Genomic DNA, 14,155 nt, shown 5'->3' with positions numbered 1-14,155 from the left:
CTCAGGCGGTTCTGCGAAGTACCGTCAATGCTCGCGCTTTTACATCCAATGTTGTTCCGGCCTTGATCACGGTATCGCTCTCCCCGGTGGGGACCGAGGTGTCGAGTACGACGGTCCACTCCGACGCGTAGTCCGCGTTGGGGGTGGAGAATTCGAGATCTTCGTAGTGAGCGTTGAAACACAGGAGGAACGAATCTCCCGTGACACGCTCGCCGCGGTAGTTCGGTTCCGGGATCGCGTCGCCGTTGAGAAAGACGGCCAACGACTTACCGAAACCGCTGTCCCAGTCGGCCGGAGTCATCTCCTCGCCCGACGGCGTGAGCCAGGCGATGTCTCGGCCCTGATCGCCACTTCGAATGGGTCGGCCCTCGAAGAATCGACGACGCCGGAAGACCGGGTTCTTGGCGCGCAAGGCAATTGCGCGCTTGGTGAACTCGACGAGGTCCGCATTGGTTTCCGCGAGAGTCCAATCCATCCATGACAGTTCCGAATCCTGGCAGTAAACGTTGTTGTTACCCTGCTGAGTTCGGCCCATCTCGTCGCCGTGGGCAAGCATCGGGGTGCCCTGGCTGAGCATCAGCGTAGCCAGGATGTTTCGGCTCTGACGTCCACGCAGTTCGAGGATTTCGGGGTCGTCTGTGGGGCCTTCGACGCCGCAGTTCCAGGATCGGTTGTGCGATTCGCCATCGTTGTTGTTCTCGCCGTTGGCTTCGTTGTGCTTCTCGTTGTACGAGACGAGGTCGTGCAGGGTGAAACCGTCGTGGGCGATGACAAAATTGATGCTCGCGCCGGGGCGACGTCCGGTCGCCTCGTAGAGATCAGAGGATCCGGTGAGGCGGGAAGCGAACTCGCCCAGCGTTGCCGGCTCACCGCGCCAGTAGTCGCGGACGGTATCGCGGTACTTACCGTTCCATTCGGTCCACAGGCCTGGGAAGTTGCCGACCTGGTAACCGCCTTCGCCGACGTCCCACGGTTCGGCGATCAGTTTCACCTGACTGACGATCGGATCCTGTTGCACCAGATCGAAGAAGGCGGAAAGGCGGTCCACGTCGTGCAGTTCACGGGCGAGTGTCGAGGCCAGGTCGAAGCGGAAACCGTCGACATGCATTTCGGTGACCCAGTACCGCAGCGAGTCCATGATCAATTGCAGGGTGTGCGGATGACGGGCATTGAGGCTGTTGCCCGTTCCGGTGTAGTCCATGTAGTGCGCTTCGTCGCCGTCGACCAGTCGGTAGTAGGCGGCGTTGTCGATTCCGCGGAAGCTGATGGTCGGCCCCATGTGGTTGCCCTCGGCAGTGTGGTTGTAGACCACGTCGAGGATCACCTCGATACCCGCCTGGTGGAAACTGCGCACCATTGCCTTGAATTCCGCCACGGCCGCATCGGGTTTGGCGGCCGAGGAGTAGTCGGTATGTGGAGCAAGAAAGCCGAAGGTGTTGTAGCCCCAGTAGTTTCGCAGTCCCTGATCGAGCAGCACCTGGTCGTGCATGAACTGATGGACCGGCATCAGTTCGATCGCCGTGACACCCAGATTGGTGAGGTGCTCGATGATCACCGGATGCGCGAGTCCGGCGTAAGTGCCGCGCAATTCCTCCGGAACTCCGGGGTGCGTCGCGGTCATACCCTTGACGTGCGCTTCGTAGATGACCGTCTCGTGGTACGGACGCTTCGGCGAGCGGTCGGACGCCCAGTCGAAGAACGGATTGATGACGACGGTCGACATCGTGTGACCGAGCGAATCATGTTGGGGGAAAGGGATGGTAGCGGGTTCGTCGACGAGTGGTTCGGGATCGAAGGGTTCGGGCTCGAGGCTCTCGTCCGATTCCTGATCGCCCGTGGGTGACACGTCTTCGAGGCCCACCTCGCCCGATTCGGCTTCCGAACTCGTTTCGTCGGTGGCTTCTTCCGGCTCCACGGCAGGAGTTTCGTCGTCTCCAGCAGGTTCGGGGTCCGCCGCCGACTCGACGTCGTACGAGAACAGTGAACGGTCTCCGTCGAAGTCTCCGTCGAACGCTTTTCCGTACGGGTCCAGCAGGAGTTTGCTCGGATCGCATCGCAGACCTGCGGCCGGATCGTACGGCCCGTGCACGCGGTAGCCGTATCGCTGGCCGGGGGACACGGACGGAAGGTACGCATGCCAGACGTAACCGTCGACCTCGTCCATCCGAATGCGGGTTTCGGTGCCGTCCTTGGCGATCAGGCACAGTTCGACGGCTTCGGCGACCTCGGAGAAGAGCGAGAAATTGGTCCCCGCGCCGTCGTAGGTGGCACCGAGTGGGTACGCACTGCCAGGCCATACCGGGATGGGAGTGGCTGAGGGCGCGCTCGGCGGTTGATCCATGAATCAGACCCTATCGGGTGCAGCCGATCGAATCTTGTCGACTGTCTACGCCACTGATCACCGTTTCGCCTGGCTGCGGGCGGTTGCAAGCATTCCGGCTGTGATCTGTTCCACCTCCGCGTCCGAACACAGGTACGGAGGCATCGCGTACACGAGGTTGCGGAACGGTCGAAGCCAGACCCCGGCGTCGACGGCCGCATCGGTGGCGCTCTGCATCTCGACCGGCTGCTCGAGTTCGATCACCCCGATTCCGCCTTTGACTCGAACATCCACCACCCCGGGAATTGTGACGGCTTCGGCGAGGCCGCGAGTGAGGCCACGTTCGAGGGTTGCGACATCACGCCGCCAGTCCATTGCGAGCAGAAGTTCGGTCGACGCGACCGCGACAGCGCACGCGAGTGGATTGCCCATGAAGGTGGGGCCGTGCATCAGTCCGCCGCCCTCGCCGGCAGTGATGGTCTCTGCGATCTCCGTGGTGCACAGCGTTGCCGCCAGACTCATGTACCCGCCGGTCAGTGCCTTGCCGACGCACATGACGTCGGGACTGACGCCGGCATGATCGGCGGCGAACAGTTCACCGGTGCGTCCGAATCCGGTCGCGATCTCGTCGAAGACCAGGAGGACTTGGTATTTGTCGCAGAGGTTACGGAGGTCGATCAGGTATGCGGGGTCGTGGAAACGCATTCCGCCGGCGCCTTGGACTACCGGTTCGACGATCACCGCTGCGAGGTCCTCGTGATGCTCGGCCAGCAGCGTTTCCAACTCCTGCACGTATTCGGGGAGATAGTCCGCCGGGGGAGTCTGCGCGAAGACCTGAGGGCGAAGGACGTCGGTCCAGAGAGAGTGCATGCCGCCGTCGGGGTCGCAGACGCTCATGGGGGTGAATGTGTCGCCGTGATATCCACCGCGCCAGGTCATCAAACGATTTTTCGACGGTTTTCCGAGGCTCCGCCAGTACTGCAGGCACATCTTGACTGCTACTTCGACGGCCACCGAACCGGAGTCGGAGAGGAACACCTTGTCGAGGTGAGGTGGTGTGATGTCGACGAGCAGTCGCCCGAGGCGAGCGGCGGGTTCGTGCGTCAGTCCGCCGAACATGACATGACTCATCTTGCCCAGCTGCCGTGCAGCAGCAGTGTCGAGCACGGGATTGCGGTAGCCGTGAATGGCGGCCCACCACGAGCTCATTCCGTCGACCAATCGGCGGCCGTCGGAGAGCGTGAGGGTAGCCCCCTGGGCAGAGTCGACGATCAGCGGACGAGTCGACGCGGGAAATGATCCGTACGGATGCCAGAGGACATCGGCATCGATGGCGGAGACGTCATGGGGATCAAGTCCGGTTGTGAGCACGGATGCACCCTAACCATTGAGTTGAACGGTGTTCAAGTATGGTCGGAAAAGTGAACACCTCGCTGAATTGGCTCACTGCCGTCGAAGCGGACCGTAGGGCCGCTGGACTGCGTCGCGAACTCCGTCCTCGCACGGTCGACTCCCCGTTGATCGACCTGGCGTCGAACGATTACCTTGGACTCGTGCGGCACCCCGACGTGATCGAGGGTGCAACGGCGGCTCTGCGTCGTTGGGGCGCGGGCGCCACGGGTTCGCGTCTGGTCACCGGCACCACCACCGAACACGAACTGCTCGAAGTCGAACTGGCCGAGTTCGTCGGGGCGGACTCCGGACTGGTCTTCTCGTCCGGCTACACAGCCAATCTCGGCGCGGTGACGGCGCTCTCGGGTCCCGGATCGTTGATCGTCTCCGATGCGGGATCGCATGCCTCACTCGTGGATGCCTGCCGCCTGTCACGTGCCCGGGTTGCGGTAGCTCCGCATTCGGACGTGAGCTTTCTCGCCGACACGTTGCGCAGCAGAGTGGAAGAGCGAGCGCTGGTCGTCACGGATTCGGTCTTCAGCGCCGACGGAGACCTCGCGCCGCTGCGGGAGATGCATCAGGTGTGCCGCGAGTACGGGGCGATCCTGCTGGTCGACGAGGCGCATGGCATCGGTGTGCGCGGTGCCGGTGGACGTGGACTCGTCCACGAGTCGGGCCTGGCGGGTGAACCTGACGTCGTCGTGACGGCAACGCTGTCCAAGTCGCTCGCCAGCCAGGGCGGAGTTGTACTCGGCGACAACAAGATTCGCGCGCATCTCATCGACGCGGCAAGAACGTTCATCTTCGATACCGGTCTCGCTCCCGCCGCTGTCGGCGCGGCCAGAGCTGCACTCGCGGTACTCCAGCGCGAGCCGACGCGAGCGCTCGACGTCCTGGCCCGGGCATCCGAACTCGCCGACGTCACCGGTGCACCGTCGCCTGAATCTGCTGTCGTCTCGGTCGTTCTCGGCGATCCGCAACGGGCGTTCGATGCCGCGTCGGCGTGCCGGGATCAGGGGTTGCATGTCGGTTGCTTCCGCCCGCCGTCGGTTCCGGAAGGAACGTCACGGCTGCGTCTGACCGCACGAGCGACGCTGTCCGCATCCGAGATGGAGCAGATCGCTCTCGTACTGCGCGACGTCTTGGCCGGTGCCCGAGCATGAGCATTTTCCTGGTGACCGGAACGTCGACCGACGTCGGAAAAACAGTGGTGACAGCCGCATTGGCATCGGTGGCCTTGCAGTCGGGCAAGTCGGTTGCAGTGCTCAAACCGGCCCAGACCGGCGTCGACGTGGACGGTGCGGGTGATCTGGCCGAGATCGAGCGTCTGACCGGGGGCGGCGTGACGGTGGTCGAGTTGGCGCGGTATCCCGAACCTTTGGCGCCGGATACTGCTGCACGTCGAAGTGGTCTCCCGTTGTTGGCGCTCGACGACGTAGTCCGAGTTGCTCGCGACCTGGACACCACCCACGACTTGACCTTGATCGAAGGTGCCGGCGGCTTGCTGGTTCGGTTGGGTGTGGACGGGTTCACCGCGCGCGATCTCGCCGCAGCTCTGGCAGCACCGGCAGTGCTGGTGGTTGCGTCCGGCCTGGGCACGCTAAATCACACCGCTCTGACCGTGGAAGCGCTGGGTGCATCCGGTGTGGAATGCGCCGGGTTGGTGATCGGTTCGTGGCCGCAGGAACCGGACCTCGCCGAGAGATGCAATCGCGAGGATCTTGTCTCGGTCAGTGGTGTTCCCCTTCTCGGGTTGATGCCTGCGGGAAGTGGCAGCGAGAGTGTCCAAGAGTTTGCTCAGACCGCTTGGGGCGCGCTCGGTAAGTCTCCTTTGGCCAACTGACGCCGTAACATCCGATTTGTCTGCATCGATAGCCAAGGCACAGTGGGGCGAATTGCGAGTAGGTCAGCCGAATGTAGGTGGTGAGCACGGTCGAAAAGTCGTTGTCGTCATCGGCCGTACGTCGCGCACTGCTTGTCGGCGTAGTCGTCTTCGCCTCGTGCCTGGTCGGAATTCTGAGCCGCCTACCGGGCACGCTTGCTGTCTTCTGGCCGGCCAATGCGCTGCTTCTCGGGATTCTCTTTCGATCGCCGCGCTCGGCCACACCGCTCACCTGGATCTGCGCTGCAGCCGGCTACGTTGGAGCCGACCTCATCACGGGCGGGGCGTGGGAGTCCACGGTGTGGCTCAACGCGGCCAACATCGTCGGTGTTGCGAGTGGCTTTTACGCCTTCCGCTGGGTGGGCGGCGACGATCGTCGACTGACCAGTATTCAGTCCGTCGGCTATCTCGTGTCGATGACTGTCGTGGCCGCGTCGATGGCGGCGCTCGTGGGCGGAATCGCGAACCGCGTGCTGTTCGGCGGGCAGTGGTGGGACGGCTGGTTGCTCTGGTTCTCGAGTGAGTTCGTCAACTACATGACCATCGTCCCGTTGGTGCTGAGTTTCCCTTCGCTTCGGCGGGTGGATCGAGACCCGAAAGCTGTTGCCACACTTCTGCGTCGATCAGTTGTTCCGACAGCGCTGCTGGCCATCTGCATCATCTTGGAGTGGGTGATCGGCGGCGCCGGAGCGATCGCGTTTGCCATGCCGGCGCTGGTGACTGCCGCTTTGCTCACCAATGTCTTTGTCACGTCGGTGCTCACCGCCGCATCAACTGCCTGGACGTTGGTACTGACGGCCGACGGGCATCTCGGATTGTCCAGCGAAGGCGTCTCGCCCGTCAGTGCGTCCGTCCAGATCGGATTGTCGTTGCTGGCGGTAGCGCCGATCGCGGTGGCGTGTGTGATCCTCGAGCGCCGCCGCGCGCTCGAGGCACTCACACAGGCCGTCACCCACGACGATCTCACCGGTGCGTTGCGCCGGGACGAGTTCTTGCGGCGAGGCGGCAGCGTGACGGGTGCGCCCGATCCGCGTCGCCACTCTGGTCGTCCGGTGAGCGTCCTGATGATGGATCTGGATCACTTCAAGATGGTGAACGACAACCTCGGCCATCGCGCCGGCGATACCGCGTTGGTGAGTTTTGCCGATCAGGTGCGGCGGAACCTCGATGACAAGCATCTCTTCGCCCGGTTGGGCGGTGAGGAGTTCGTCGTACTGATGGCCGGCGTCGATCTCGAGGGTGCGACCGAAACGGCCGAGATGATTCGACGCGCACAAGCGGAGAATTCGTCGGCGGTATTGGGTGAACTCGGGCCGACGGTCAGCATCGGCGTCGCATGTTCACCCCACGGCGACGCAGACCTGACGCAATTGGTCGATTGCGCTGACGAGGCGTTGTACCGAGCGAAGAAGCTGGACCGGAATCGAACCGTGGCTCTCACGGTCGGTAGCTGAAGAAACACGTGCGGACCCACATTCTTGCGGGTCCGCACGTGTTGGTGGAATCCAGCGAATCAGAACAGATTGATCAGGGCAGGAACGCTGAACAGCGCCACGTAGTAACCCATGAACAGAACACCGCCGTGAATCTTGAACAGGCGCCCGAGAAGGCCACCGACCAGGCCGACCGTCACGGTGATCAGAAGCCCGAGGATGCCGCCCTCCCAGATGCTGATGACCACGACCAGTCCCGTGAACACCGCGATCACAGCTTCGTGACTGATGTGCTTGACCACCGCTGACGCAGCGCGGTACGCGTAGTTCATGGCAAACGGGTACGCGATGACCGTTGCCGTGACCACTGCGAGCAGTCCGTAGAGCAGGAACTCCCACTGCGTCAGGTACGTGGAGAGATTGTTGATCACTCCGGTTTCCTGATTGGTCTCGAAGACCGGCGGAGCGTTGAACAGAGGGGCCGCGGGACCTGCTGCCAGCGGGCTGAGCGGAAGGCCGAAGGCCACGAGAGGGATGAGGGTTTCCGCGATGTAGGTGGATTCCGTCGTACCGTTCTTTGCCGAGACCATGGTGGTCAGTCGGTGATATCCGTTCTTGATCCGCGCACCTACCAGCTCACCCATCAGAACTGTCATGGCGACGGGGCTGAAAACGAACGTTGCGCTCGACACCGTGGAAGCGGCTGCGGTGTAACCGATCTGCTTGCGATCGAGGACCTTCAGAGGATTGGGGAAGTATCCCTTCCATCCTTTGATGTCCGGGGCCAGTGCGACGGTCTTGGGTTCGCTGCGTTCCATGTCCTTGCGGCTCGACGGCCCCAGGGTCAGCGCGAGGTCGGCGATCAGCGGCCCGACCGCAATGGCCAGGAAGTAGCTGATGTTCAGCGACACATCGTAATTCGACGTCAACGCGCGGGCGCCGAGGATCAAGATGACAAACGGAACGAGGGCGACCACCCCGGCCCAGCGGCCTGGTGAGGCATAGGCGATGCCGATGGCGGCGACCAGGAACAGCCACGGTGCGATCGACTGAACGGTGTCGGCGAACGGCGCGAGGATGGTCGCGAACAGGACGGCAACCGGCACGGCGACGAACGCCGAGATCACTGCTCCCGAGATCGCCTTGCGGAGTGCGATGTGCGGGATGCCGAGTGAGCGCATCATCTGCGCTTCCGGCAAGAGCGGAATCGCCATCGTGTCGCCGGGAATGCCCAGCAGCATCGTCGGCACCGCATGCGTCATGTGTTTGGCGATCGCACCGGAGAGGAAGAACGTGAAGACTGCCGCCGGGGGAGCGCCGAGCAGAATCACGAGCAGAGTCAGCGGTGCGATGGTGGCGGTCTCGTCCGTGCCGGAGATCAATCCGATGAACGTGAACGCGACAGCACCGATGATGCCGAAGAGAACGGCGATGAGAATTTCGTTGGTCAGAACCGAACTCATGCGCGCCCACCGTCCTTCGGCGGGTTCGAGGGCGATGTCTTCGAGGCCTGTGCGTGCTCGGCCTCGGCAGCGGCGAAGTGGTCGTACAGACCGAGTTCGCGAAGTTCCTGTCGACTCTGCTCCGGAATGTCGGCGAGAGTGCCCAGACCCTGACGCTGCTCACTCATCGTCGTGATGACACCGTCGATCGACTCCGCGTCGGCGGCGGCCAAGGCGACTATCCGCTTCGGCTTGATGAAGATTCCGCAGACGACGCCGGCGAGCAGGCAGGCAGCGATACCGACCAGCAGGCTGTACGCCTGGGCCAACGACGGTTCGCTGACGACCCGTTCGAACAGAGACTGGGCCGCAAGCAGAGCCGAGGCGCCCACGACACTGCCGACTGCGACGGAGATCGCGAGGTGTCGACCGTTGACAGTGTCGCCCCAGACTTCGAGGTATGTCTGCTGATCGGTCGGCGCGGTTGTGGTGGTCGGCGTCGTTGCCGACTGCGGTGGTGACATCAGTCTTCTCCAGTGTCATGCATGGCAGGGGGTCGTACAGGGAGGGGCTTGCGTGCGAGTGTCAGGTACGTGCTGCGCGGAGGGCGGTGACGACTCGGGACGGACTCGAGTGTCCGATCTGTTCGGCCATCCAACTACTTGTGTCGATAAGGGAATCCAGGTCGATGCCGGTGTCGATCCCGAGGCCGTGGAGCATCCACACCAGATCCTCGGTGGCGAGATTCCCGGTCGCGCCCTTGGCGTACGGGCACCGTCCGAGACCACCTGCGGAACTGTCGAATTCGGATACTCCAGCGGTCAACGACGCATAGACGTTCGACAGCGCCTGGCCGTAGGTGTCGTGAAAGTGCATGGCGATCTGCGATGTGGGGATGCCACGTTCTCGGAGGGCGTCGAGTAAGGCGAGCACATGGCCAGGTGTGCCGACGCCGATGGTGTCGCCGAGTGAGAGTGACGTGACACCGCTGTCGACCAGGGTCTTCGCGATGTCGGCGACACGTTCGACGGGCACAGTGCCTTCCCAAGGGTCGCCGAAGCACATCGAGATGTAGCCGCGGACGGGAAGTCCCAGAGCTCTTGCCGCGGCAGTGACCTCGGTGGCCGCGGCTATAGCGCCGTCCACCGTCGAGTTGAGGTTTCGTTTAGCGAATTCCTCTGTAGCGCTGACGAACACTGCAACTTCGCGCGCTCCGGCGGCAACGGCCCGCTCGAGACCCCTACGGTTCGGGACAAGAACGACCGTACGTACCGAGTCCGGCAGGTGCAGCCGATCCATCAATTCTTCCGCGTCCGCGAGTTGCGGGATCCATCGAGGTGAGACGAAGCTCGTCAATTCGACAGTGCGGGAACCCGCCGCGACGAGGCGTTCGATGAACTGGGCTTTCGTCTCGGTCGGGATCACCGCCGTCTCTGCTTGAAGTCCGTCGCGTGGCCCGACTTCGTAGATCCGGACCGAGGTCGGTAGTCCCGGCGCCGGCACTCGATGAGGCGCCGGCTTCCACACTGGTGATCCTGCAACTGTTTCGGTCATTGTCGTCAGTTTCCGCCGCGGATCTCGGTGAGAACCTTCTCGGCATGTTCGACGCGAATGCTCTTGTCCGCGATCAGGCGTGCGACCACGGCGTCGATCTCGCTCTTCTGCGCTCCGGCGGTGGCAGCGATGTTGCGGGCGTGCAGTCCCATGTGTCCGCGTTGGACACCTTCACTGGCCAGAACGCGGACAGCGGCCAGGTTCTGCGCCAGACCGACTGCCAGGATGATGCCGGCGAGTTCCTCGGCGCTCTCGACGCCGAGCATCTTGATTGCGGCCTGCGCTACGGGGTGCACTTTGGTGGCCCCGCCGACGAGGCCGACCGGCATGGGCAGCTCGAGGGTGCCGACGATGTTTCCGTCGGCATTCTTCTCGAAATGCGAGAGCGAGGAGTAGATTCCGTCGGCGTTGACTGCATGGGAGTGGCATCCGGCTTCGACTGCGCGCGTGTCATTTCCGGTAGCCAGCACTACGGCGCTGATGCCGTTCATGATGCCCTTGTTGTGCGTCGCGGCGCGGTAGGGATCCAGCTCCGCCAAGCGCGCGGCATGGATCAGGTTGTCCACAACCTCTGCGCCGCCGATCAATTCGGCGTCGAACACGGCGCGCACGCGCGTCAGCCGCAGATCGGCCTTGTTGGTGAGAATGCGCAGGACGACGTGTCCGCCGCCGATCTCGGCGACTCGATCCGCGATTGCCTCGGCCATCGTGTTGACGGCGTTGGCGCCCATGGCATCTCGTACGTCGACATGAAGATGGAGGACCACGTAGGTGGCCTTGTCCGAAGGAACGATGCGAACCGAAATGTCCTTCACACCACCGCCGACGCTGACCAACTTCGGGTCCTGCTCGTTGGCGAGTGCAATGATTTCCTCGCGAGCCTCGAGGAGTCGGATTCGGGCGGCCGCCGGATCCACGACGTCGACGAGTTGTATCTGGGCCTGCATGATCGGCGGGGTGCTCGAGACGTGAAAGCCGCCGAGTCCGCGTGCGATGCGGGCAGCGTTACTCGCGGCTGCGACTACCGACGGCTCCTCGGTGGCGAGAGGGATCAGGTAGTCCGTGCCGTTGATCGTGAAGTTGGTGGCGACGCCGACCGGGATGCCGATGACGCCGACTACGTTCTCGACCATGCGATCGGCCTGATCGATGGTGAGACCGTCGGCAGCGTCGTAGACCGCGATGTCTGCTTCGGTCAGGTCCGTCTGGCGGACGATCTCGGCGCGCCGTGCGGCGACATCGTAGGACCGGAAATTGGCGATACGGCTATTGATAGACCGGCTGTTGATTGACACGGGGGGTGGTCCTCCTGAAGTGATTCTGTGCTCCGCTTCACAGTAGGGAGGGTGATGGCTGCCAGGCCACGTGCTCAGGGCACATCGATCGGTCGAAATTGTAGTGTCATGCACCACCGTCTTTGTCGACGGTCTCACCCCCGGCCTCTTCGGCGCCCACTTGCCGAAGCTCGTCGAGCCTCGTCGCCATGGACACCCGAAAGAAGTTCTCGTCTTCACGCCACGAGTGACCGAGGAGCGTGCGGATGCGCTCGAGACGCTGAATGACGGTGTTCGGGTGATAGTTGAGGGCGCGGGCAGCCTTGGTCGGGCTTCCTTCGTTGCGCATGAGGGCGCGCAGGGTCGCAGTGAGATCGGTGTCCTTGTCGCGGTCGTAGGCGAGTACCGGGCCGATCACGTCATCGATGAACTGATGAAGTGATTCCGGATTTTCGCCGAACAGAACGGTGTACGGCAGATACGACGCCGTCGTGACCGCGCCGTCGGTCTTGCCCAACGCCGAGAGCAGGCGAGCAGTACGCAGGGCAGAGGTGAAGCGCGCCGGGAGGTCTTCGGGACGCTCCGCCGTTGCCGGCGCAATCACCACGGCGTGAGGTCCCACCGAACCGGTGATCTGGCGGTGGACGACGGTCGCCGCGGCTGCCGGGTTCCCCGAGCGCGAGACCACCGCGATCAATCCGGCGTGCTGCGACGCCAAAGCCCCGACCGGCAAACTCTGCCCGATTGCGCGGAGCGCAGCGGTGCGGAGTTCCGGAGCAACCGACACCACGAGGACGGTATCGAGTTCGCCGAGGGAGATGCCGAGGTTGCGGGTCCGACGTTCGAGATCGCGCCTGCGCTCGGGCGCAGTGCTCAACAGATCGGCGACCAGTTCGTCACGTGCGCGCCGATCCGCTGCTGCCGCCGCCGTGTGTTGCAACACGAGGATCGCAGTAACCTGAGCGGCCCGTTCCACGGTCCTGAGTTCGACAGGTCCGATCGGCGCGTCCGAACGATTCAGCAAGATGGCCCCGAGGAATGATTCGCCGGCGGTGATGGCGCTGACGAGTTGGATCACGGTTTCACTGTCATCGGCGACGAACGTGCATCGGCCGCTTCGGCGACTCTGGTCGATGGCCTCGGACACGGCGCGAGGTAGAGACAACGGCACCGTCGTGATCTGCTCGCCCGAGGATTTGACCAGAGGGCGTAGCTCACTGTCGACCACGACGGTGCCGCGCTCGAGTGCGCTGCTGAGGGTTCGTGCAACCTGGGCGTATCCGCCGCCACGGAGAACGGCGTGGATCAGATCCTGGTGGACGATGTTCGACTTGTCGCGCGCGGACACGTGCTCCCGCAGTTCGTCGAGTGCTCGCCCGGTCTCGGCGGCGGATTCCTCGGCGCGGTCGAGCGCCCGCGCGGTTTGCAGGACCACCGAGGCATGATCCGCCAGCGCCGAGAGCAGGGCTATCTGATCGGCAGTAAATCGTCGTTCCCGGCGGTCGGCGGCAAACAGGACTCCGAGGATCTGGCCGTCCGAGAGCATCGGCACGCCGAGAATCGCCACCAGACCTTCGGCGACTATCGCGGCGTCGACCACCTCGTCGTGACGCGACTGCGTGTAGTCGCTGTAGTTCTGAACCCATTGGGCTGCTCGAGATTCGGCAATCGCACTGACCAGTCCCGCGCCGGCGGGAACCTGTAGATGCTGTAGTTCCGGCGAGACGGCGCCTGCTGTCTTTCGAACATTCAGATCTCTGGTGACCACATCGAACTCGGAGAGGTACGTGACGTCGGTGCCCATGATGTCGTGTGCTCGGTTGACGAGTCGCTGGAGCAGAGTGTCCACGTCGCGAACTTGCGCGAGTTCACGCGCACTCGAGTAGAGGACCGCCAATTCGTTCTCGCGACGGCGCAGTCGGCGGAATTCCGACCGACTGGCCCGGATGCGGGCCGCGGTCTGCGTGATCTCCGTTGCGCCGAGGCCGAATTCGGAAAGTACCTGTTCGACATGTTCGTCACCGACGGAGTCGGACGTCACGTCGAACAGCGCGGCAATCTCGTTGGGTTCTGAGTCGGAGTCTGAATCAGGGGCGGTCACACCGAACAAACTACAGACCTGCGGACCTACCGAACTCGTCGAGCGGCGGGGGTGTGTGACTGTTGTTGACCTTTAATGCATTTCGATCCGTGCCCGTGCCTCCCAGTTCTTCGTGCAGTCTGTCCATGTCCTTCTCGAGCGCGCTGACCTTTGTCTCGAGGGCGAGAACTTTGCGGTTCAATGCTTGGATGCTCGCCATGCAGACGCCGTTTGCATCGACGGCCGAGATCCGACGGGTGTTGGATCCCAGGCCGAAGACTGCGGCAAAATCCTGTGCCATCGGTCCGAGATGACGGATCGACTTGTGGTCGAAACCGTAACTCCACGTGCTGATTCGGAGAGCCGTCAACCGGTCGAGCACGTCCTGGGCGCTGGTGGGAACGGCTGCGTCTGTGTCCACGCCGCGGCGACGTGTGGCGTGCGAGAGCACCCACTGCGCGGGGTGGCGCATCGCCGCGTTGACCCGAGTGCTGACCCGAGTGTCCAAATAGTCAGTGCGCTCGCCCTCGTCAGGCGGTGAGGTCACGTCGCGCAGTTTTGACGGTCTTGTCGCTCAGCAGAATTCCCGCTCCCGCGCCCAGTAGTCCGAGGCCGATTCCGACAGCAGCGCTGCCGAGGCCCAAAGCAATTCCCAACATGATTCCTCCAAAAATTGTGCGGTGAATTGAGGGGCCAGGTGTCCGACGAAAGTGCTGCCGACCTGCTCCGCGCTCATCTTTCACATTGCTCCGCCGTGCGGGCGATGACAACCCGTCTG

At 63.3% G+C, this 14,155-nt stretch carries 12 protein-coding genes; 3 read left to right on the top strand and 9 right to left on the bottom strand.

The genetic code is table 11. The features are described 5' to 3' along the window. Window position 1: 1 nt before the first annotated feature. Complete coding sequence (glgX, locus tag FEZ59_RS00375) at window positions 2-2,341, bottom strand: glycogen debranching protein GlgX (protein ID WP_021344539.1); 2,340 nt, start codon at window positions 2,339-2,341, stop codon at window positions 2-4. Between the two features lie 57 nt (window positions 2,342-2,398). Continuing rightward, window positions 2,399-3,691, bottom strand: coding sequence for an adenosylmethionine--8-amino-7-oxononanoate transaminase (locus FEZ59_RS00370; RefSeq protein WP_020908047.1), 1,293 nt, complete (start codon window positions 3,689-3,691; stop codon window positions 2,399-2,401). Window positions 3,692-3,729: 38 nt separating this feature from the next. On the opposite strand from FEZ59_RS00370, the gene FEZ59_RS00365 reads away from it, so the two are divergent. The 3 genes from FEZ59_RS00365 to FEZ59_RS00355 all read left to right on the top strand — a co-directional run bounded on the left by FEZ59_RS00365 (window position 3,730) and on the right by FEZ59_RS00355 (window position 7,048). Continuing rightward, window positions 3,730-4,875, top strand: coding sequence for an 8-amino-7-oxononanoate synthase (locus tag FEZ59_RS00365; RefSeq protein ID WP_019748828.1), 1,146 nt, complete (start codon window positions 3,730-3,732; stop codon window positions 4,873-4,875). After that, complete coding sequence (gene bioD / locus FEZ59_RS00360) at window positions 4,872-5,555, top strand: dethiobiotin synthase (protein WP_021344538.1); 684 nt, start codon at window positions 4,872-4,874, stop codon at window positions 5,553-5,555. Before FEZ59_RS00365 ends, bioD begins: the two co-directional genes overlap by 4 nt. 80 nt (window positions 5,556-5,635) lie before the next feature. After that, complete coding sequence (locus FEZ59_RS00355; protein WP_346343208.1) at window positions 5,636-7,048, top strand: diguanylate cyclase; 1,413 nt, start codon at window positions 5,636-5,638, stop codon at window positions 7,046-7,048. Window positions 7,049-7,107: 59 nt separating this feature from the next. Here FEZ59_RS00355 and FEZ59_RS00350 read toward each other — a convergent pair whose 3' ends face one another. From FEZ59_RS00350 to FEZ59_RS30220, 7 genes are all read right to left on the bottom strand, one after another. Then, entirely contained in the window at window positions 7,108-8,490 is a 1,383-nt protein-coding gene (locus FEZ59_RS00350) for a tripartite tricarboxylate transporter permease (protein ID WP_003941745.1), read from the bottom strand. Continuing rightward, window positions 8,487-8,993 carry a hypothetical protein gene (locus FEZ59_RS00345; RefSeq protein WP_019748825.1) on the bottom strand — a complete coding sequence of 169 codons (507 nt, stop codon included), beginning with the start codon at window positions 8,991-8,993 and terminating at the stop codon, window positions 8,487-8,489. Before FEZ59_RS00345 ends, FEZ59_RS00350 begins: the two co-directional genes overlap by 4 nt. Before the next feature lie 61 nt (window positions 8,994-9,054). Beyond that, entirely contained in the window at window positions 9,055-10,023 is a 969-nt protein-coding gene (locus tag FEZ59_RS00340; RefSeq protein WP_081671559.1) for a hydroxymethylglutaryl-CoA lyase, read from the bottom strand. A 5-nt stretch (window positions 10,024-10,028) separates the two neighbouring features. Then, window positions 10,029-11,318 carry a hydroxymethylglutaryl-CoA reductase, degradative gene (locus tag FEZ59_RS00335; RefSeq protein WP_020908041.1) on the bottom strand — a complete coding sequence of 430 codons (1,290 nt, stop codon included), beginning with the start codon at window positions 11,316-11,318 and terminating at the stop codon, window positions 10,029-10,031. Window positions 11,319-11,424: 106 nt separating this feature from the next. After that, the gene (locus tag FEZ59_RS00330) at window positions 11,425-13,398 is read right to left on the bottom strand and encodes a helix-turn-helix domain-containing protein (protein ID WP_172932063.1); all 1,974 of its coding nucleotides are present in this window, start codon (window positions 13,396-13,398) and stop codon (window positions 11,425-11,427) included. 10 nt (window positions 13,399-13,408) lie between these two features. Then, window positions 13,409-13,924, bottom strand: coding sequence for a tail fiber domain-containing protein (locus FEZ59_RS00325; protein ID WP_108912743.1), 516 nt, complete (start codon window positions 13,922-13,924; stop codon window positions 13,409-13,411). Then, on the bottom strand, window positions 13,908-14,036 hold the full coding sequence (locus FEZ59_RS30220) for a hypothetical protein (RefSeq protein WP_021333694.1): 129 nt from the start codon (window positions 14,034-14,036) through the stop codon (window positions 13,908-13,910). Before FEZ59_RS30220 ends, FEZ59_RS00325 begins: the two co-directional genes overlap by 17 nt. Between the last annotated feature and the right edge of the window lie 119 nt (window positions 14,037-14,155).

Source organism: Rhodococcus sp. MS13, assembly GCF_013277835.1.
Taxonomy (GTDB): Bacteria; Actinomycetota; Actinomycetes; order Mycobacteriales; family Mycobacteriaceae; genus Rhodococcus_F; species Rhodococcus_F erythropolis.
This window is presented reverse-complemented; position numbering and strand designations above follow the sequence as displayed.

Bases quoted from the DNA above. Each gene is read 5' to 3' on its own strand.
- bioD (WP_021344538.1), top strand. From the start codon at position 4,872: ATGAGCATTTTCCTGGTGACCGGAACGTCGACCGACGTCGGAAAAACA.
- FEZ59_RS00345 (WP_019748825.1), bottom strand. From the start codon at position 8,993: ATGTCACCACCGCAGTCGGCAACGACGCCGACCACCACAACCGCGCCG.
- FEZ59_RS30220 (WP_021333694.1), bottom strand. From the start codon at position 14,036: ATGTTGGGAATTGCTTTGGGCCTCGGCAGCGCTGCTGTCGGAATCGGC.
- FEZ59_RS00340 (WP_081671559.1), bottom strand. From the start codon at position 10,023: ATGACCGAAACAGTTGCAGGATCACCAGTGTGGAAGCCGGCGCCTCAT.
- glgX (WP_021344539.1), bottom strand. From the start codon at position 2,341: ATGGATCAACCGCCGAGCGCGCCCTCAGCCACTCCCATCCCGGTATGG.
- FEZ59_RS00350 (WP_003941745.1), bottom strand. From the start codon at position 8,490: ATGAGTTCGGTTCTGACCAACGAAATTCTCATCGCCGTTCTCTTCGGC.
- FEZ59_RS00365 (WP_019748828.1), top strand. From the start codon at position 3,730: ATGGTCGGAAAAGTGAACACCTCGCTGAATTGGCTCACTGCCGTCGAA.